This is a genomic window from Lacibacterium aquatile, from assembly GCF_042683105.1.
Taxonomy (GTDB): Bacteria; Pseudomonadota; Alphaproteobacteria; order Elsterales; family Elsteraceae; genus Lacibacterium; species Lacibacterium aquatile.
Genome location: NZ_JBHUIP010000005.1, coordinates 193,002 through 212,074, shown reverse-complemented (window position 1 = coordinate 212,074; position 19,073 = coordinate 193,002). Strand labels below are relative to the sequence as shown.

The following is a 19,073-nucleotide window of genomic DNA, read 5'->3' as shown; positions in this document are numbered from 1 at the left end:
ATGACATCATCGCCGCCTGACCGCCAAAACTATGCGGCACTGTCAGCCGATTACCATCTCTGTACAGAAAGCGTCATGACCATGGACACCTGGCGCGCTGGGTCGGCTGGACCAGCTACCTACTTTACCTCGTAGAGCACTAAGGCCTTATTGTCTCAGGACATCAATTTGTGGGCGATTTTTAGAGGTAATCGCCAACAGGATGATGCCATTCGGAGAACTGGCACCATCCTGCTGCCGCATTTAATTCGCCACGATATCTTTGATTTTGTCTTTAATGGGATTAAACATTTTTTCAGATATTTTAACGGCATCGGAATCACTCGACGAATAGTGATCGGAATGCCAGAGATTTTCTGGAAATTCTATTTTCATTATTGCGAATAGCTTTAAAAAATCTTCGTAAGAATATTTACCTTCTTGAAGAAGAATTGGTAGAATCTTTTTCAATAATTTTATCAGAGCCGCAAACCCTACTGTTTTGCGGATCAGAAAACTGTCGCTTTCTATTTTCCAGGATGTTGGATACGTCGTGGCTGCGGCGCTAAAGTAATCAATTATTATTTTAGCTATTTCTTCGTCATTTTTTTCAACATATAGTTTTGATAGCGGGCGAGATATGTTGTCTATCTTACTTGGGTCTATTTTTCCGTCGTTTGACGGTTTTGGTAGGAGTGTCATTAGGTATTTAATGAAGCTCCCTTGTGACAGATATTGCCCGTCCACTCCCTTTATGCGCTTGCCGAGCATTTTTAGTCCACCTTTGAAGGGGCTTCCATCAAACTCATTAACCGTAACGGCAATGAGATGGCTGACCCTTTGCGGAGACCTCTTTGAATGCAACGCGAATAGATCGGCAATGTGGGATGAGTCGACTTTTCTTTGGGTTGCGTTGATCGTAACGAAAACTTTTGCGCATTGTTCGGGCGCGAGGTCGAACATGATCGCTAGCGTTAGCTCGAATGCATTCAAGCGTTCTAGCAGTGCCGGGTTGTTTTTTGCATTTTTAATGGCTGTGCGGAGGCCTTCAAACCGATGTTGGCCGTCTATAATTTCAGCCGCATATAGATCAGATTCTAGCTGAATGAAGTACCGATTTCCAATCGTGCGAACTGATTCCGGCGCTTGTTTTTCTGCGGTTTCGGCGTCTATTTCTTCGCCTATTACAGCTATAAGATGGTCGCCTTCTTTTAAAATGAAGAGGCGTTCGGAATCTGCATTTACTGTGATTGAGGTTGGAAAGGTAGCCTCATCTTTCGTGACGTATGATGCGATTTCTGATTGCCGAGTGGGGTCGAGCGCCCTCTGTACGTTGTTTCGGTCAGCATCAGATAAACCGCGTCGTGTAACGGTAAGATAAGGTATTATATCTTTTGCTGAGGCGCCGATTAAGTAAAATGTACCAAGGGGTTGGGTTACTGGGATGCACAAAAATACTGGCGGTTTTTCATCGCGGTACATTTAATCACCTCTTTTATTAAGTTTGCTGATCATATCTCTCACATCTTCTTCAATTGGTTCGAAAATTTCTTCAATTCTGTCTTGGATGTCTTTTTCTTGATATTTAAAGCATAGAAATAAAAATAGCCCGACTGCGATCGAGATGGCAGCGATTGAAAGCTGCCAGATATCGGCTCGATTCAAGCTTGCATTGATGCTTGCTGATGATGAAGGGGGGAAGCTGGAGAGCGCGGAGGCAAGGATGATGATCAGTCCGGCTGTAATGCATAAGGCAACTTTTTGTTCTCGATACTTTGCCTCTTCCTTCAAATCTAGGTATTCAGAAACCATTAGAGATACACATGAAACGAGGAACGCTATCGAGAATGTATAGGCGCCAGCTGCATCCAGCTGTATTTTCAGGGCCGGCATAATATTATCTGCTGAAATATAATCCTTGATGATTGGTATCCAGAAACCAAGGGCTCCAAAAATAACATTTACAGTTAAAAAGAGGAATATATGGACTTTCCTTAATTTTAGGAAAACTAAAGCGCGGGACCAATTTGAATCCTTCATTTTTTTCCCCAATAGCGTCAGGTCTACGTTTCTGTCTTCCAAAATAAGCGAGCGTTGCCGCTCTCCATTGGAAGCAGTCATTGACTCCTACACGCAAAAACCCAGGTTTTCTACCCTGGATTGAGTCTAATGGGGGTGTCTATTCTGTTTGTATGCGTCTGATATTCGGCTACAGCTCATTGGTAAGTTTGATGATCATCCTATCAACAAGGGATTTTGCTGCGATTCGGTTCGCCGAACATTCATAGACGAGGCTAAAGAGACGTTCGTACATCGAACGATCTGTCGCAGTCATTTTTGAAAGAGGGGAAGTTTTCAGTGTCTCTTCGATAGATAGCCCGCCGATGCGTTCTCGCATGTCGAAAACGATTGGCTGAAGTTGGTCTGGTGCATCGTCTTGCAGCAGTTCCATGTTGGCGATGCTTTCCATCCGAGACAGCGATGCCTCAGTCGAAGCGACAATCTTTTGTAGCTCTGCACCGGGCAAACTGCCCTGGGTCGCGATGTCCAACTTTTCGCTCACTGCGTTTCGATGAGCATCAAACTCTCGCAGCCACTTCCGGCGAATTGAGCTGGTTCGGCAGAGCCGTGCAATTTCACGGGCGGTTGGAGTTAGCTGGTTGATTAAATTATGATAATGGGGGTTCTGCTCGAAATGATCGCGCCGGCCGTTGGGCACGATGCGACGATCGAAGATATGTACCTCGCCAACAGACCAACTGTTAAAACGAGTTTCGGGAAATAGCTCTTCCAGCAGGTTGTTTTCGCCAACCTGAACGTTTCCTGACCGCAGACGCAATCCTTTCGAGAGCGTGGCTGACGGGACGGCCCCCTCATAATCGTGATGCAAAACCCAAGCGATGGCGGCGAGGTCCCCATCCATGCCAGGAATTTCTTGAATTTGCACGCTGTTGAAAGCGATGTGCTGCTTATCTGCAAATTCAAAACTATCTCGATGCGGTCGATAGACCGGCCCTTCGATCCCTTCGATCCGGATTTCTAACTCGCTTAAGTCGACGTAAGGCTTAAGTGCAGCAGTGATCTGAGCGCCAAACCGGAATTCTGGTGAGAACGGAACCGGGGCGACCTGACTGAGGTATTCGGCAATCGCGTTGGCGCCCATCAGGCGGTCGCTTCGAAGGCGAATCATTCCCTTTAGCTCGACTTCAAAGAAACGGCTCGGATAATCTCCCGCGTCAACCTGATGAAGGCTGGCAACACTACGGATAAGACCATCAACGCCTGTAAGGTCATCAGCGCTTCTAAGGGCGGCCTTCAAGCGGCGGCAGTCCCATCGAAGCTCGGAGACTTTATCTTCTGTAGATACACGAGAGCGGAAGATAAGCTCTTGAGCATAGCCGAGGCCTGCGAGTCGGCCGACGCCTCGGAAACCGCGCGCTGATGTACCCCGCTTGCTGCTACCACCAAGAGCGGTCAATCGTCGCGCAAAATCCGCCCAAGCGATCCCGCTACCATTGTCTCGAATTCGGACGGTGCGGGTCGCAGGGTCGATTGAAATATCAACTTTCCCTGGTTCGTCCTCGCCGAGATTGCCTTGCTGTCGTGCTAGGTCGATCGCATCTGCCGCATTCTGAACGTACTCGCGGTATACGGTCATCGGGTCGACGTACATAGCGCTAGAAATAAGTTCTAGGACGTCCTTGCCGACCACGATCTCATCAAGTTCAAAAGCAGCCTCGTTTCGGCTGCTTTCTAACCCACGGTTCATTCTCAACGTGCCCGTGACGGTCATGCCTCGGTCCTTTCGTGCAACTGACGTACTTGTTTAAGGGGGAGCATAGGTGGCTCCTCATGATCTAGGCCGGCATCTTCGACGCGCTCGTCTTCCGCCAAGCCCATGTCGGCGGTGATTTCACCGCGGGTAAGTTCTTTCTGGCGCGCCCAAATCGAGAACAATTCTTCTTTTGGGAGCGGCACATAGAAGCGCAGCACCCGTTTCAGAGCATTGGTCGATGCGCGGTCTGCCAGCAAAACGAATTCCCGAGGGTCACAGGAGGAAAGCAGCTCGATCAGTTCCGCCAGTTCAAAGGAGTCGAGTTTGGCGAACTCAGCTCGGAACTGGCCGAGCCTGCCCTCGGGATCAAAGCGCTCGTACCACTCGCGATTAAAGATGAAGTCGTGCGGCATCAGCAGGATGCGCTCGTATTCCTCAAACGTATCGCCATAGGCGTGTTTAAAGAATTGCGGTTCCCCGCTGACAATCCCGTGCGTAGCTTGAAGAATGATCTGCATCGAGCGAAGCTGATAGCGTGACCACTTCTCACCGATGTGCCCTCGGTCAGGTCGGTCTGTGGGCTGGTACCGCATGGGGAACGACCAAACGCGAACGCCAAGTTCTTCGTTTAGGCTAACGTTCAACCGCATGCGTTCAAAAAGGTCAGCCGGGTTGTCGTGGAAGTTATAGAGCATATAGTTAGACAGCTCGGTCAGGCCAAATTCAGCCGCATATCGGACCGCCTGCTCGTACTGCTTTTTTACGCCGAGATGGTCAAACGCGATGCGCAGTGGTTTCAAGCAGATGCTCGACAATTCCCGCAGATACATCGGATCTTTGCAGAGAATGCGTGCGTCGACTCCCTGATTGAAGTCGACACGGCGCTGTACAGGGGGTCTGCCTGGCCGATGCAATTTGGCCCCAGGCGTGAAGCCAAGGTCTCTGATCTCCGCGATAATCTCCTTAAAGCGAGGAGACGCCACGACATTGTTGTCCATCAAAATCAGGTCCTTCTTCGGACCATAGTACTCTTCGATCGCGCGAACGAGGTCGGTCAGGGACTCCGTATCTCGCTGGCCGCCTTCAAGTTTAGGAACGCCACAAAAGTGGCATTTGCGGATGCAGCCGCGAGAGGTGTAAGCGAAATAGGCGTCTCGGACAGAATATTGGTAGTCGATCTGAGACAGAATATCGTAGTCGGGGACTAAATCCTCGATGGGGCGTCCGGTGATATCATCGGCGTATAGTTCTTCCGAAAATTCGTCGAGTTGGAGAGCCACCGCAGGGGGGGCCGAGAGCAGTCCTTTGATGAACCTGACCCCATGCCAACGATGCTCTTTCAAGAAGCGTTCATGCATGAGCGACGCGGCGATCCCGCCAACGAAAACCTTGTCGGCTTGCCCATTGGCAACTTCGATTGCAAAGTCGATCGTTTGGGAGATTTTGGGATATTCAAATGAGAAAAGCGTCGTCACATATATGCGATCCCAAGCCTGCCGTAAAACAGAGCGATCTTCGCCTTTAATAAATCGGACGTTGTCTTTTTTGCCGCGCGGTCCATGATATTGCGCGATTTTCATCAAACCAAGTGGTGGGTATTTATTTTTATATCCCGGTTCGATGAGTAATATGTTTTTCTTAGCCATGTATCACCTTGAAACCAGCTTGTTTTCTAATTTTTCGAATATCTTCTACTGCAACTTTAACCCCGGCTTGTCCGCCATACCCTTTCAGAGTTCCCTTGCTGGACCAATCAATGTATTCAGCAAAATCAGCAAACGCGGCTGCAAAAGATGCCGTATCGCTTTGCCGCTTTTTCTGCTGATTCTCGATAAAAATATCTGCGGCGACGTACATTAGGGAATATAGGCCGATGCCTTTTGTAATTAAGTGCTTGCGATGGTCTTCCCATTGTCTGGGAAGGACCTCGACGACTGCTTTCCAAAAATCTAGAATCACACGAGTCGCATATTCTGCAGAGTGTGAAGACAGAATATCTGTTTCCTGGAGGAAGTCTTCGACGGCTTTCTGCATCATTCGGAGTGAGGCCGTGCGCTTCAGCCCCGGTGTTGGTTCACCGCCTAAATTCAGGCGCCCTTGCCAGGGCGATTCGGGGTGGCGATTAAGTTGGAGTGCAATGAATAGCTCTGGGCGTTCTGCGGATAAGTCCGCGGCAAGTTGTGCCTCGTGGTAATCTAGTAAGCTTGCGCTTAAGCCTTTCGCCTTACTATTGATGACGCTAAAGACTTCCATTTCCTCGCGCTCAGTCAGGCCGATGAAGCACATAAATGGAAGTAAAATGGGAAAATCCATTAAATGTCCGAGCCGGTGCTGGCAATCGACTTGAGCCATTATGTTTTTTGCATCGGCGGCGATCTCTAGGCGAGTTTGACCATTTGGGCCTTGTATGATTTCCCATTGATCTTGCGTTGAAGGCCGAAGATTTAGTGTTAGTGGGATTGTGGAGCTATTGGCTTCTTTTATATAGCGCCGAAAATCTAAGCTATGCTGCTTATTGAAGGGGCGTTGGTAGCCCTTGCCACTGCTTTCATTAAGAATGTCTGCAAAGCTCAGGCGATACAGAAGATCTGCGGGCGCAAACCCAATCAGAACCTCTCGTTGTGCCGACAGCCCTTTCAGGCAATCCAGAATTGTTGGTGACAGTTTGATCTCCGCGCCAAAGTGCAGTTATTGGCTGCACTTTGGCGCGGAGAATCCTGCAGGTCAAGGCGATCCAATAATACAATTATCAATTGTAAATATCTTCGCCGACAATGCGATGGCAGTGTTTCGTAGCTATATCATTGGACGTTTAAGGGGCGCCGCCGTTTGCCTTTTTCAATGCTTCAGATATCACTTCTGGCGTGCCCATGCCAAATATTAACCCTCTATCTTCGTCATCGGCTATTGTATTTGAATAAATTTTGCGAGCTGTTTTGCAGACTTTGGAGATACTTTCATCGTCTGATGGATAGGGGGCATTTGTCAAAATGTAATAATTGCAATCAGTTACAATGGGTATCATGTCGGGGGCGATATTGTCGCCATATAATAAACTTATCGGATTTTTCATTTTATTTAAATCTTGGAATGCTTTTTCAAGATGAATATTAAAAATATCTGCTGAAATTTCTTTCTTCCACTCATGTTCTGGAATATATATGATGTGATAGACGAAAGATTGTGCCCATGTTCTAAGGGGGCCATATTCTCCGACTATTCTTACGTATATATCGGAGGTTTCCATGGGAATTTTTTCTACATCTATTTTTAATTTATTGAAATATGGGTGTAATTTTATCAAATTATTGAGAAATAAATCTATGAATTCTTCTTTTGTGAACCTGGATATATCTTCAGGCGTGTGCATGAAATTCTCCTCCATGTGAGCCAGTTTGGTTGGTGGGAAAGACGTGCGGGCGACATTTTAACGACCTTATCAAAATGTAATGCTTGGAATCTTCCCAAGGCATTGTGCAACTTATAAGGTATAGCTTACGCTGAAATCAATCCAAAGGGTATCTAGGTATGTTGGAGAGGTGTTTCGAGCTTAGAATTAGTCGCTTATTCATCGGGCTGAAGGCCGTCAAACGAATCTAAAAAGATTTTCTCATCATTGCGCACCGCAGATGTACCTCTGAATGAAATTCCCTGAAGTCTCTCCATCACGGGCCGAATGTCAGCGCCAAATTGTCGATGCCTTGCGGTCGGAAGGCGCTCGGCTATATGTGGATGCAAGTGTGCTTATCCATTGTTATGAGATGAGTCGAAGCGCATGCGAAGAGCTACTCGCCGCTTTGACCTCACTCGAGAAGCGCGTCCGCGTGCCCGTTTGGTCGGCTCAGGAGACTTGGGATGTTACGCGGGAGCTGCCGAACAAGAGACCATTGAAGCAGAAGGCAGCCGCGCTCAAAAAGCGTCTTCAGGATTTCCGAGCTGAAAGCCTCAGATATATCGATGAGCAGACCTTTGGCGACATCACGCTCGAGGAATATACAACGGCCATTAATGAGGCTGTCACAAAGCTTGAAGATTTGGCACGCCGTGTGGAGGGTATTGAGCCCGGGCATGAAGATGCGAATGCGCAGCTGCTCCCCTTCATCGCGGAGCGTTCAGTTCCGTCCAACATGCTGGAGATATTTTCCGAGGTGCAGCGGACCGGTGAGCTGAGATTCACGCATGAGGTGCCGCCGGGGTTCGCTGACGGAGGAACTAAAGCGCCGACCCTTCAGGAAGACGGCTCTGAGGAACAGAATTCTCAGCCGAAGGGTAAAAAGAAGAATCGGTACGGTGATTTAATTATGTGGCTGGAGGCGCTGCAAGATTGCGCGCGTGAGAAGGCGCAGCACCTGATTGTTCTTACCCGCGATAATTCGAAAAGAGACTGGGTCTATAGGCCGGAACGAATAAAAGACGACGAGGGTAAGCTATTACAAAATGGCGGATTGGTTACCCTTCCACTTCCCCTGTTGACGCAAGAAGCGATGCAGAGGTGTGCCGTTTTGGAGGGAGTGCATGTTTTATCGCTGGAGATGTTTACGCAGGTGATGCGGACAAGCTTTGGCGCGCGAGTTGGTAGCCTGGGTCGAGCGCTTCAGAGTGCGAATCGGCCACGCCCGACCTCGCGGTCGGAGCGCGCTGCGGAGCAATTGCCGCTTGCAATCGATGGCGTGGCTCAGGATATCAGCTTTAGTTCTCAAGATATGATTTATGAACCTACTGCTGACGAGATGGCGACGAGCATCGGGCGGCAAATCTTGGGCCTTCATACCGAAGGGTGGGAGGCACAGAATGAGGCTGCTAATATTCTCCTCGACTTAGTGCCATCCGCGACTCCTTCAGAGCTAAAACAAATCGGACGAGGGATAATTGTGGCGTCAAATGAGGACGCTATTGGCCCGATAGAGTTGGCTCAACAGGTGCTCGAAAATACGGAACTGTCTGCGACCACACGAGCTAATTTGTTGGTCGGCATGCTCGCGGAAACGTATTTTGACGAAAATGGTGAGCCCAAAAAGCCGGAGGCATATCCGGAGATAATCTCGATGCTCTTCGCTCACGCAAATGATGTGGCTACACGGCCCGCATACCAGTGTGCCGTGGAAGACCGTCTTGGATTGATCCGAAAATTTTATCTTGGGCTGCCGGGTGAAGCGCCCCATGAGATCAGGCTTGAGCTTCTTTTGAACGGCAGAGTTTTGCGGGGAGTGCAGGCAGATGGAGTTGAACTGCTGGAATCCGAAGCCCCACATAGTCGTCGCATTGGACTAGGGAGCCGAACAGAAGAAATATCGGTCAGCGATCTGGTCGAGGTCATTGCGCGAGAATTTGTCGTGCGAGTTGACATGCTGCGCGTTGATGGGCCGACAAATTTCCTAATTGAAGTACCGCCTCGCCTGGGCTTTATCGCCTGGGGGCCGGCGACGGGAGAACGACTGAGATGAATGTGCGCGCTGCAGAGCCCATTACTGTTGATGATGTCCGAATCGGCTCGTACTCGCTCGAGACTCTGACAACAGGCATGTATGAAGATCCCCTTCATTGCGTGAGGGAATATATACAAAATGCCTATGATGCGATCCGTGCTGCACGAAGTGATGGCACGCTTCCCGCCGACGGTGGTTTAGTCACGGTTGCAGTGAGCGGATCGGCAAGCCGTCCAACCCTGTCTATTCGAGATAACGGCACCGGAATATCCTCTGCAGATGCCATCGGGACCTTAGTCTCCATTGGAGCAAGCCGGAAACGTCCGAATATAAATGCAGGCTTCCGTGGCATTGGCAGATTGGCGGGAGTTGCTTACTGCGCAACGCTGCGATTCACCACCAGTTTTAAGGGCGAACCCATCGCGACGGTTGTCGAATTTGATTGCGGAAAACTGCGTGGATATATGCGGCCGGGTGTTGATGCTCAAGATGTGCGTGAAGTTATTCGTCTTTGTGTTCTGACGGGGAACGTGCCGGCGAAGGAAGAGGATCATTTCACCGAGGTTGAAATGGTTGGATTAACCGGCATTGGGCTAGAGTTCGCCGAAGTGCCTAGATTAATTCCGTACCTCCGACAAGTCTGTCCGGTCGACTATTCCGACCGTTTTCAACAGGCTGCCAGGATTCGTGCTTACTCGGACAGCCTCGGGTATGCGATCGGCGCTATCGAGGTTGAAATTAGATATAAGCGGGAGCGCACGCAGATTCTCAAAGCCTACGATGACTCGTCTCCGACAAGTCAGAAGCCATCGATCGTTAGTGGGGTGGAATTCATCGATTCGGCTGAGCTTGGATGGCACGGTTGGCTAGGGGTATCGAATTTTAACGGCGAGATAACCGATGGTATGGTTGCCGGCCCGCGTTTTCGAGTGAAGAATATCCAAGTGGGTGGCTCGGAAATAATCGAGGAATTAGGTGCCGAGCTAACGCTTGGCGGCACTGAGGGCCGATTGCAGCGCTGGGCAGTGGGGGAGATTTTTATCACGAACCCTGCCGTCGTCCCAAACGCTAGACGCGATGGTTTTGAAGACAGCACGGCATGGCGTGATATTCGCAAAGATATAAAGCTTCGCGTCGCGAAACGCGTTGTGACTCTCGTTCGGACGGCTTCAAAGACACGAAGCAAAATGAAGAGCCTGGCGTTAGAAATTACTTCAATCGCTAGTTCGGTAGGTCGTCCGGACATTGATGAGGCCACCATCTCGAGACTGTTAAAACAGATTGATCGAGTGATGGAGAAATTACGCCCGGAGAAACTTCCCGGCGTCGACCCCAACGAACTCGGTGAACTCGTCTCCAGATTGAAGGCCGTGAAAGAGCGGTTGCTTGAAATTCGGTCGCGCCCCCCAAAAGATAGCGCTGGAGGCGAGGGGGCTGGTGGTGGGCAGCAGCAGGGCGATAATCCGCAAGGTGATGCGACCTCCTCGGGCGATACGAAGGGGCAGGGAGAATCTGGCAACGCTGGCGCAAGCCAAGGCGGCACCGAAACCCGCCAAGGTCGGCAATGGTCGGCGGAGGAACTGCTTGCAGCTTTACGTTCGGTTCTTGTCCGGGAGCTAGGGCAGGACGAAGCCGATCGGCTCTATGAGATTGCTTTGGAGAAATTGAATTCTGAGTAGTTTGTTGATGGAGCTTGCGAGGCATGGTTTGCCACTCCGAGCCCCTCTTGGGTTGAGAATAAAATCAACGGATTATGGTGATCCAGGAGGAATTCGAATCCCCGACCCCCGGTTTAGGAAACCGATGCTCTATCCTGCTGAGCTACTGGACCACTGATCGCTGTTATATGCGAGGGTGGAATTGAGGGGAAGCCTGTCATGCGATAGCTTGGCCCAAATTTCAGAAATCTCTCTTCGACCCGCACTCTAAATGGGGGGGGCGGAAAAGGAGTAAGCCGAGGCGCAAGCTGGGTTGGAAGGGAAAGCTTTCCAGTTCGGTCAGGCGCTGGCAATCACTTTCAACTTCATGGCTCGCGTCTCGAGCAGGTAGGTCTCAACACTCGCTAAAAGATGCAGTCCTTCCTCCGTGACTGTGGCGCGAGACAACCCAGGCTGGATAATGCGCACATCGAATTCGTAGCGATAATCCTGCCAGCTCGCTTTCAATTTCTTCAGAGAGGCGGCGTTGCCTAGCTCAAAGCGGGAGCTTTGGCCCTTCTCCAGGCGCAGTTTCTCTCGCTTCAGCATATGAGTGAGCATGCGATTCGGGCGATCCCGCCAACGTGCCGATTTCTGTGCCTGCCCGCAGACTTCGTATAGGTCCTTGACGCGGGCTCCGGGCGTTGCTGCGCTAGAATATTTGCAGTGGTGTAGGGTCACCTGCACAAGACCTTCGGTCACCCGCAAAGTCACGACATCGGCAATCTCGCCTGCACCATCGTCATCAAAGATGAGGTCGTAGATATCTTTCTCAGCTAGCAACGCGTCGATTACATGCCGCTGCACAGAGTCTGCGCGCTTTTCTGGCCCCTGTGCCTCGGCTTGGATGTTGACCATCGACCAGTCCCAGGTCTCGATCCGTTCAACCGGATAAGGTTCGGCCGTTGCGCCATCAGGCAAGGCGTAGAGGTGGCTGTAGATCAGGAGCGATCCGTCCCCGAAATCAATCTGCGGGGAATCATCGCCGAAGAATTCTGGCAGCGGTTTCACTTTGCCGCCGACCTTGATTGTCGTCTTGGGGCCGGAGCGTTGCGGATAACGAGCGCCACCTTCAGTGAATACGATTTCGAACTCAGCGGTGTGAGTATCGTTCTGCACCGCAAAGCGGAGTGGGCCAGTGCGTTCGTGATCCAGTAGTTCAATATCGCATTCTGTGAAGGATACCGGAGCGTTACCGAAGGTGATTTCGATCCGGTCCTCAATCTGCGTCAGCAGCGACTCCGGCCAGTGGATCGCGACTGGTGGCACCGATGGTCGCTCGCTGATTTGACGTGGCCGCATCGCGCTCTTGAATACAGCGTCCGTGGTGATCCCGGGATTATTCACGGCTTTGCCAATATCCGCGCACCATTCAACCCAGTCTGTGAGGTCCCGCACCCGAGAGATCGACCAGAACTTGCCTTTTGCGGAGCAGCCCCGCGAGGCGGGGTTGCCGTTGAGGAAGCCAGTTGCAAAGACATTGTTCTTGATGCGCGACTGGGACTTCGCCGTGTCGAGACCGTCGGCGATATCGATGCCCATATACATTGAGTACCGAACTCCGCGACCCTGGTGGTGCGTCAGGCCGAGATTGCGCAAGATCAGGCGATTGAAGCCATGTAGGCAGCGAAAGACTTCTTCACCTTCGATGCGTCGTGCCGTATCGCCACATACAGTCTTGGCTAGTCGGTCATATGGGCCCTTGGTTGAGCTGCTGATATAGAGAAGCTGCCGGTCAGGATCCCAATGCATCATGTGGAGATCCCAGATGATATTGGTCGCGTGCTGGGCGGTCGTCCAGCCTGCTTGTTCCTCTGATCTTGTGACGAAGATAGCAACGCGCTGATGTGGATTTAACTTCATGCCCAAATAGACACCGGGACTATACAAATCCTCCGCGCGAAGCGGTTCCCAGCCATTACAGCCTGTGCGATAAACTACGGCGTTCATCTTGGGTTCGAGTGTTTGCAAAGGGATGTCGCTGAGATCGCCGACAAAGCCTTTGAACATTTCAGCGCGGCGGACCTGGCGCTCTATCTTCGCAGTGCTGAGCGCTTCGACCAACGCGTTCCAATCGGCGTCCTCCGCATATAGCTTGGCCAGAGATCGATCGATGTCATCTATGCCGGTGTTAGCGATTACGGTGGCATCGCCCAGCTGCGGGTCTTGGCGGGTAAAGCGACCAACGAACTGAATGGTGACGGCGATGCTTTTATGTGGGTCGTGCAGGGCGGCGATTTTCAGTTCCGGCAGGTCGAAGCCCTCGCCCAGCATATCGACGCACACGATGATCCTACTTTCGAAGCGCCGCAGAGCGGCAAGGTTTGCACGCTGTTCGCGGGTTGACTGTTGGCTGTGGACGATGACTGGCCTGAACTCTGGATACATCGCACTGTAGCGTTGATGAAGAGCCTTCGCCCGATCGATGGTTAAGCAGCGAGCCATGGCAAGGTGGTTGAGGCCAGCATTGAGGTCAGCTTGAAGGACTTCGCCGAGCTTTTCTGCGATAGCCAGATCGGCATCACCTTGGTCGAGGCCGAAAACCGCCTCGAAGCGGATCGGCTTGAAATAGCCTTCAGTTTGGGCCTTTTTGAGTGGATAAGTATAGATGAACTCGCCATCTACGCGCCTGCCGTCTTCGCGAAACGGTGTGGCGGTGAATTGGAAAATTGGGAGCGGCGGGGTGCGGTCGATGAACAGACTGCGGAAGCGGTGCCACGTTGGAGTACCGATGTGATGAGCCTCATCGATAAATAAGGCCGACGCACGGGCTGCCATCTGCTCCTGAACCGCGGCTTCAGCGCGACCGGCGATGTGCATGGTCGTGACTATGACATTTGCGCTATCGAATATCTCGTCCACCTCAGTGGGGGTAGAGGGAATATGTGAAAGGCGCATGACCAGGGGAAATGATGCCTTGTCCTCAAGACATTTCTGACGTCGCAGCACGCCGAAGGTCTCAAACTTGCCTGCGATCTGCTCGCGCAGGGCGTCGGTTGGTACCACTACGAGGAGGCGCTCGAAACGCTGGTGGGAATTGAGTGCGAGCATAGTTTCTGTCTTGCCGGTGCCAGTCGGCATGACGATGGTCGCCGGATCGGTCGATCGAGTTGCATGAGCAAGTGCAGCATGAAGGGCGCCAATCTGAGGCCGTCGCAATCCTGGCTGCCCTGGCTGGCCATCGATGCCGCTATGGCCTTCGCGCAGATGAAAGGCATCAATCCACGACTTCGTTACCGCAGCTATTCGAGCCATTCGTTCGGTGCGGTCCAGCGCTTCTATCTGGGGTGGCTGAACATTCATCCATCGGCCTTGTCCAAGTTCGAGGGCTGCGGCGATATTTTCTGGCTCGGACGCGCCGGGCACCAGCAAAATCAGATCTGCCTCTAATGGCGTGGCGGTCTTCGCGCTGATGATCTGCAGGGTCTCGCCGGAAGGAAGTCTGGTTTCGTAGCCGGCCACTCGGCGGATCGAAAAGGGCCGCAGGCGGCAATGCACGTGCTGGGCAGGGATCGCCAACTGCCGCACCGGACTTCCCAGTACATTGCCTTCAAGCGCGAGCCGCTCTGGGAGGAGCAGCTCGAGTTCTGGATTAAACAGATCGTCCTGGGTACCAGCGTTGCGGGGACTGTGCTTGGGCATTGCTTCCCTCACGAATCTTGCGCGGTTATGGTTGACGATCCACGTCAATGGGTATAAAAAGTATATGGATCATTTAAATGTGTCCATATACTTTTTATATGAACCTATGGTTGGGGATAGGCGATGCTGGAAAACGCCACGGCGTTGAAATGGGGCGTAGAGCGTCGGCTCGAGTTCATTGAGTTCCGCCTCTACTGGGAGGGCGGTGTTAATCGTTCGGATATCATCGAGAGATTTGATGTTTCCGTCCCTCAGGCATCGAAGGACCTGACCCTCTATCAGGAGCGCGCACCCCATAACGCGATATACGACAAGAGTGCAAAGCGCTATATTGCGGGTCCCGGCTTTTCACCGATTTTCCTTAAACCAGATCCGGACAGCTATTTGTCTCGCTTACGTTCATTGGCGGAGGGGTTGAGTGAATCGAGCGAATCGTGGATCGCCAGCCCGCCAGAGATGGATATTGCCTTAACGCCTCGGCGCCGGGTTGATTCGGGGGCATTGCGAGCGGTTCTCGATGCAATACGAGACAAGGGGTCGCTGGAAGTTCATTACCAGTCAATGAGTAAGGAACGGGCTGCGCCTGAGTGGCGTCGTATGTCGCCGCATGCGCTCGGTTATGACGGCTTTCGCTGGCATGCTCGCGCTTATTGTCACATCGACAACAAGTTCAAGGATTTCCTGTTGCCGCGCATTCTCGATGTTCGAAATCCGGGGGAAGCCGGAGCTGCTGGAGCAGATGATCGGCAGTGGAATGAGGTCTTTAATGTCGAGATAGGACCGCATCCAGACCTGACGCCAAGCCAGCAGGATGTGGTTGCAAAAGATTTTGGCATGAAAAACGGGCGGGCTATCCTCACGGTGCGCTACGCGATGCTTTTCTATGTCCTCAAGCGTCTAGGGTTGTTAGGGGATGCAAAAAAACTCAGTGCAAGAACGCAGCATATCGTGACGCTCAACCGTGACGAGACGGAAAAAGCGCTCGAAGCTGCTGATTTTCGGATTTAACGAATGGATGAGGCGTAGGCGATTATGGCGCGTCTGGAAGACATTAAGAATGGCGCATCCGTGCGGGGGATTGCCTCCGCGCACGCCGCGCAAGTCGTCTCCGTCGACTGGATCGGAGATCAGGCGATTAGTGTCGTCTACCGCGATCATAACGGCGTAGTTGCAGAGGCCATTTTATATCGGGACGATGAATATCGTCTGCATGTTGAGCAAGGCGGCCGTCCTTGGTCATTCGATGCCGATGGCGAGTTGCTCCGTCTAGTGACTGAAGCCAACCGCATTAAGCTCGCACATTATTTTGATCCTTATCTCGCAATCCATACGAGTCTAGTCGACCCACTGCCGCACCAGATTTCGGCAGTCTATGGCGAGATGTTGCCACGCCAGCCGTTACGTTTTCTACTCGCTGACGATCCTGGGGCTGGCAAGACAGTCATGGCCGGGTTGTTGATGAAGGAACTTATCGCCCGAAGCGATCTCGAACGCTGCCTTGTCGTTGCACCTGGTAGCTTGGTCGAGCAATGGCAGGATGAACTTGGACAGAAGTTCAACCTTGAGTTTGACATCCTCTCTCGCGAAATGATCGAGAATTCGCGGTCGGGTAATCCGTTCAGCGATCGAGATCGGCTGATCGTCCGTCTCGACGTGTTAGCGCGCAATGAGGAGCTTCAGGAGAAGCTTATGAGCGCACGCGAATGGGATCTTATTATCTGTGATGAAGCCCATCGCATGTCGGCCACCTATTTTGGTGGAGAGGTCAAATATACCCGTCGCTATCAAGTCGGGCAGAAGCTTGGCCAGGTATGCCGGCACCTGCTGTTGATGTCGGCGACACCGCATAACGGTAAAGAAGAAGACTTCCAGCTCTTCATGGCCTTACTAGACGGTGATCGGTTTGAGGGTCGGTTCCGTGACGGCGTCCACTATGCCGACACTGAAGACATGATGCGGCGGCTCACTAAGGAGGAACTCCTCAAATTCGATGGCCGCCCGCTTTTCCCGGAGCGTCGCGCGCGAACAGTCAAGTATCAGCTCTCCGCAGGGGAGGCCGCACTCTACGCCGCCGTTACAGAGTATGTTCGTACAGAGATGAACCGAGTGCAGCGTTTTGCTGAGGGTGATGGCAAGAAGCGTAACAATGTGGGCTTCGCGTTACAGATTCTTCAGCGCCGTCTTGCCTCGTCGCCTGCTGCTATCTACCAGTCGCTCAAACGCCGTCGCGAACGGTTAGAGAATGAGTTGGCTGAGGCCCGTCTTGCCTCTAGGGGGCGTCGTGCCAGCGCGAGCGAAACGGTGATCAATGCCGACATCCTTCGCAATATTGAAGAATATGGACAGGAGGAGGTCGACGAACTTGAAGATTTGATCTCGACGGGTGCAACGACCGCGGAAACGGTTGAGCAGCTTGCATTAGAGGTCGAGACCCTTAAGGGCCTGGAGACGATGGCCCTTAGTGTGCTTCGCTCGGGCGTTGATACGAAATGGAGCCAGCTTAATCGCATCCTCGATGATGATCTCATGGTCGACACCGCCGGTCATCGTCGCAAGCTGATCATCTTTACGGAACCTAAGGACACATTGCATTACCTGCTGGAAAAGGTGCGATCGCGCCTTGGCAATCCAGATGCTGTGGAGGTGATCCATGGGGGCGTATCGCGTGAAGACCGACGCAAGGTCGTCGAGCGGTTCATGCAAGACAAGGATATGCTGGTCCTAATCGCCAATGATGCGGCAGGTGAAGGTGTCAACCTCCAGCGTGGTCATCTCATGGTGAACTACGACCTGCCTTGGAATCCTAACAAGATTGAGCAACGGTTCGGCCGCATTCATCGTATCGGTCAGACCGAGGTTTGCCATCTGTGGAACCTTGTTGCGGCGGACACGCGTGAGGGTGAGGTTTATGCGCGTCTGCTTGAAAAGCTAGAAGCGGCACGCGAGGCGCTGGGTGGCCGTGTATATGATGTCCTCGGAGAACTGTTCGATGGCGTGGCGCTCAAGGATTTGCTGTTCGAGGCGATCCAGTATGGCGAGCAGGAGGACGTCAAGGCGCGTCTCTTACGGCAGGTCGATGGCGCGGTTGACCACGCACATCTAATAGAACTGCTGCGTCGTCGTGCGCTAACCAACGACACCATGCCAGAGGCCAGGGTCGAGGAGTTGCGGCTCGAAATGGAACGAGCCGAGGCGCTGCGCCTACAGCCTCATCATGTCCAGAGCTTTTTTGTCGAGGCGTTCAAGAATCTGGGGGGCCGTATCAAACGGTGCGAGGAAGGTCGATGGGAAATTGCCCATGTCCCAGTGCGTATCCGAGAGCGGGATCGACAGATTGGGACCGGTGCGCCTCTGCAGACAAAATATGAGAGAATCTGCTTTGAAAAGGACAAGATCAATCAGCAGCCGGTAGCGGCATTTATTTGTCCCGGCCATCCGCTGCTTGAGGCCGTTATCAGCCTTATCCGCGAACAGTATGAGCAGATCATGCGGCAGGGCGCGATCTTGGTTGACGACGCCGACGTTGGCGACGAGCTATCGGCTATCTTTCTTTTGGAGCACACCGTCCAGGACGGTCGTGCGACCTCCTCCGGCAAGCCGCATGTGATCTCGCAGCGTCTCCAGTTTGCGGCCATCGACAAAGCCGGAACGGCGGTCAACGCTGGTATCGCTCCTCATCTGAACCTTCGCCCCGCTAAGCCGGAGGAGGTTGCCAGCGTACGCGATCTTCTTGAGGAGGCGTGGCTGTCAAGAGATCTTGAGAAGGCCGCGATTCGGTTTGCGACGGTAGAACTGGCCCAAGGCCATGTTGCAGAAGTCAAAGCGCGGCGGCTGCCTGAAATTGAAAAGGTTGAGCAGGAAGTTCGCGCTCGGCTCAAGAAGGAGATCAACTATTGGGACTCGCGCGCCTTTGAGCTGAAAGAGGAAGAGCGATCTGGTAAGAAGACGCGGGTTAACTGGCAGAACGCCCAGCGCCGTGCTGAAGATCTTGCGGAGCGGCAGAAGCGTCGTATGGACCAGCTCGAACGGGAGCGATTTATCTCGTCACAGCCGCCACGCGTGCGGGGGGGCATGGTCGTCATTCCGAGAGGTCTGCTGGATGCGCGGAATGCAGCCGTCAGGGCGGAGGGCGTTCCGGGTCATTTTTCCGACGATCCCGAAGCACGTCGGCGTATCGAACTAGCTGCAATGGAAGCGGTCATGGCAGCTGAGAGGGCGCTGGGCAACGAACCATCAGATGTTTCTTCGCAGAAGATTGGTTACGACATCGCTTCTCATGATCCGAAATCAGGGCATTTCCGTTTTATCGAGGTCAAGGGGCGCGTCGACGGCGCAGACAGTGTGATGGTTACACGTCAGGAAGTTATTACTTCCTTGCACGAGCCCGAGAAATTCATTCTTGCGATCGTCTCTGTATCTGATGGTCTCGCTCGCGCTCCTCGTTATGTTCGAGGGCCGCTTGTAGATCGGGAGCCATCCTTTCTTGAAACCGCAATCCAGTTTGATCTTCGGCGCCTGCTGGAACGGGCACGGGAACCTGTATAGGAAACGACT

The 19,073-nt window shown here is 52.3% G+C and carries 11 protein-coding genes and 1 tRNA gene; 4 read left to right on the top strand and 8 right to left on the bottom strand.

Going from position 1 to position 19,073, the window contains the following annotated elements:
• Nucleotides 1–243: 243 nt before the first annotated feature.
• From ACFSM5_RS08000 to ACFSM5_RS07975, 6 genes are all read right to left on the bottom strand, one after another.
• Nucleotides 244–1,461 carry a DGQHR domain-containing protein gene (locus ACFSM5_RS08000; RefSeq protein ID WP_379875793.1) on the bottom strand — a complete coding sequence of 406 codons (1,218 nt, stop codon included), beginning with the start codon at nucleotides 1,459–1,461 and terminating at the stop codon, nucleotides 244–246.
• Nucleotides 1,462–2,100, bottom strand: coding sequence for a hypothetical protein (locus tag ACFSM5_RS07995; protein ID WP_379875792.1), 639 nt, complete (start codon nucleotides 2,098–2,100; stop codon nucleotides 1,462–1,464).
• 88 nt (nucleotides 2,101–2,188) lie between these two features.
• Nucleotides 2,189–3,772, bottom strand: coding sequence for an ATP-binding protein (locus ACFSM5_RS07990; RefSeq protein ID WP_379875791.1), 1,584 nt, complete (start codon nucleotides 3,770–3,772; stop codon nucleotides 2,189–2,191).
• Nucleotides 3,769–5,400 carry a radical SAM protein gene (locus ACFSM5_RS07985; protein WP_379875790.1) on the bottom strand — a complete coding sequence of 544 codons (1,632 nt, stop codon included), beginning with the start codon at nucleotides 5,398–5,400 and terminating at the stop codon, nucleotides 3,769–3,771. The genes ACFSM5_RS07990 and ACFSM5_RS07985 overlap by 4 nt, the downstream gene beginning before the upstream one ends.
• Nucleotides 5,393–6,385: a DGQHR domain-containing protein gene (locus ACFSM5_RS07980; protein WP_379875796.1), complete on the bottom strand. Its 993-nt coding sequence runs from the start codon at nucleotides 6,383–6,385 to the stop codon at nucleotides 5,393–5,395. Before ACFSM5_RS07980 ends, ACFSM5_RS07985 begins: the two co-directional genes overlap by 8 nt.
• Nucleotides 6,386–6,566: 181 nt before the next feature.
• A complete protein-coding gene (locus tag ACFSM5_RS07975; protein ID WP_379875789.1) occupies nucleotides 6,567–7,124 on the bottom strand; it encodes a hypothetical protein in 558 nt (185 codons plus the stop codon).
• 271 nt (nucleotides 7,125–7,395) lie between these two features.
• Here ACFSM5_RS07975 and ACFSM5_RS07970 point away from each other — a divergent pair, with 271 nt between their 5' ends.
• Both ACFSM5_RS07970 and ACFSM5_RS07965 read left to right on the top strand, forming a co-directional pair.
• Nucleotides 7,396–9,198, top strand: coding sequence for a PIN-like domain-containing protein (locus tag ACFSM5_RS07970; RefSeq protein ID WP_379875788.1), 1,803 nt, complete (start codon nucleotides 7,396–7,398; stop codon nucleotides 9,196–9,198).
• Nucleotides 9,195–10,859, top strand: a complete 1,665-nt coding sequence (locus ACFSM5_RS07965; RefSeq protein ID WP_379875787.1) for an ATP-binding protein — start codon at nucleotides 9,195–9,197, stop codon at nucleotides 10,857–10,859. Before ACFSM5_RS07970 ends, ACFSM5_RS07965 begins: the two co-directional genes overlap by 4 nt.
• A 75-nt stretch (nucleotides 10,860–10,934) precedes the next feature.
• Here the strand turns inward: ACFSM5_RS07965 and ACFSM5_RS07960 are convergent.
• Nucleotides 10,935–11,011: transfer RNA gene (locus tag ACFSM5_RS07960), tRNA-Arg, on the bottom strand.
• A gap of 166 nt (nucleotides 11,012–11,177) precedes the next feature.
• Entirely contained in the window at nucleotides 11,178–14,519 is a 3,342-nt protein-coding gene (locus tag ACFSM5_RS07955) for a DEAD/DEAH box helicase (protein WP_379875786.1), read from the bottom strand.
• A 123-nt stretch (nucleotides 14,520–14,642) separates the two neighbouring features.
• Here ACFSM5_RS07955 and ACFSM5_RS07950 point away from each other — a divergent pair, with 123 nt between their 5' ends.
• On the top strand, nucleotides 14,643–15,527 hold the full coding sequence (locus ACFSM5_RS07950; protein WP_379875785.1) for a WYL domain-containing protein: 885 nt from the start codon (nucleotides 14,643–14,645) through the stop codon (nucleotides 15,525–15,527).
• A gap of 24 nt (nucleotides 15,528–15,551) precedes the next feature.
• Nucleotides 15,552–19,064 carry a helicase-related protein gene (locus tag ACFSM5_RS07945; RefSeq protein WP_379875784.1) on the top strand — a complete coding sequence of 1,171 codons (3,513 nt, stop codon included), beginning with the start codon at nucleotides 15,552–15,554 and terminating at the stop codon, nucleotides 19,062–19,064.
• Nucleotides 19,065–19,073: the final 9 nt, after the last annotated feature.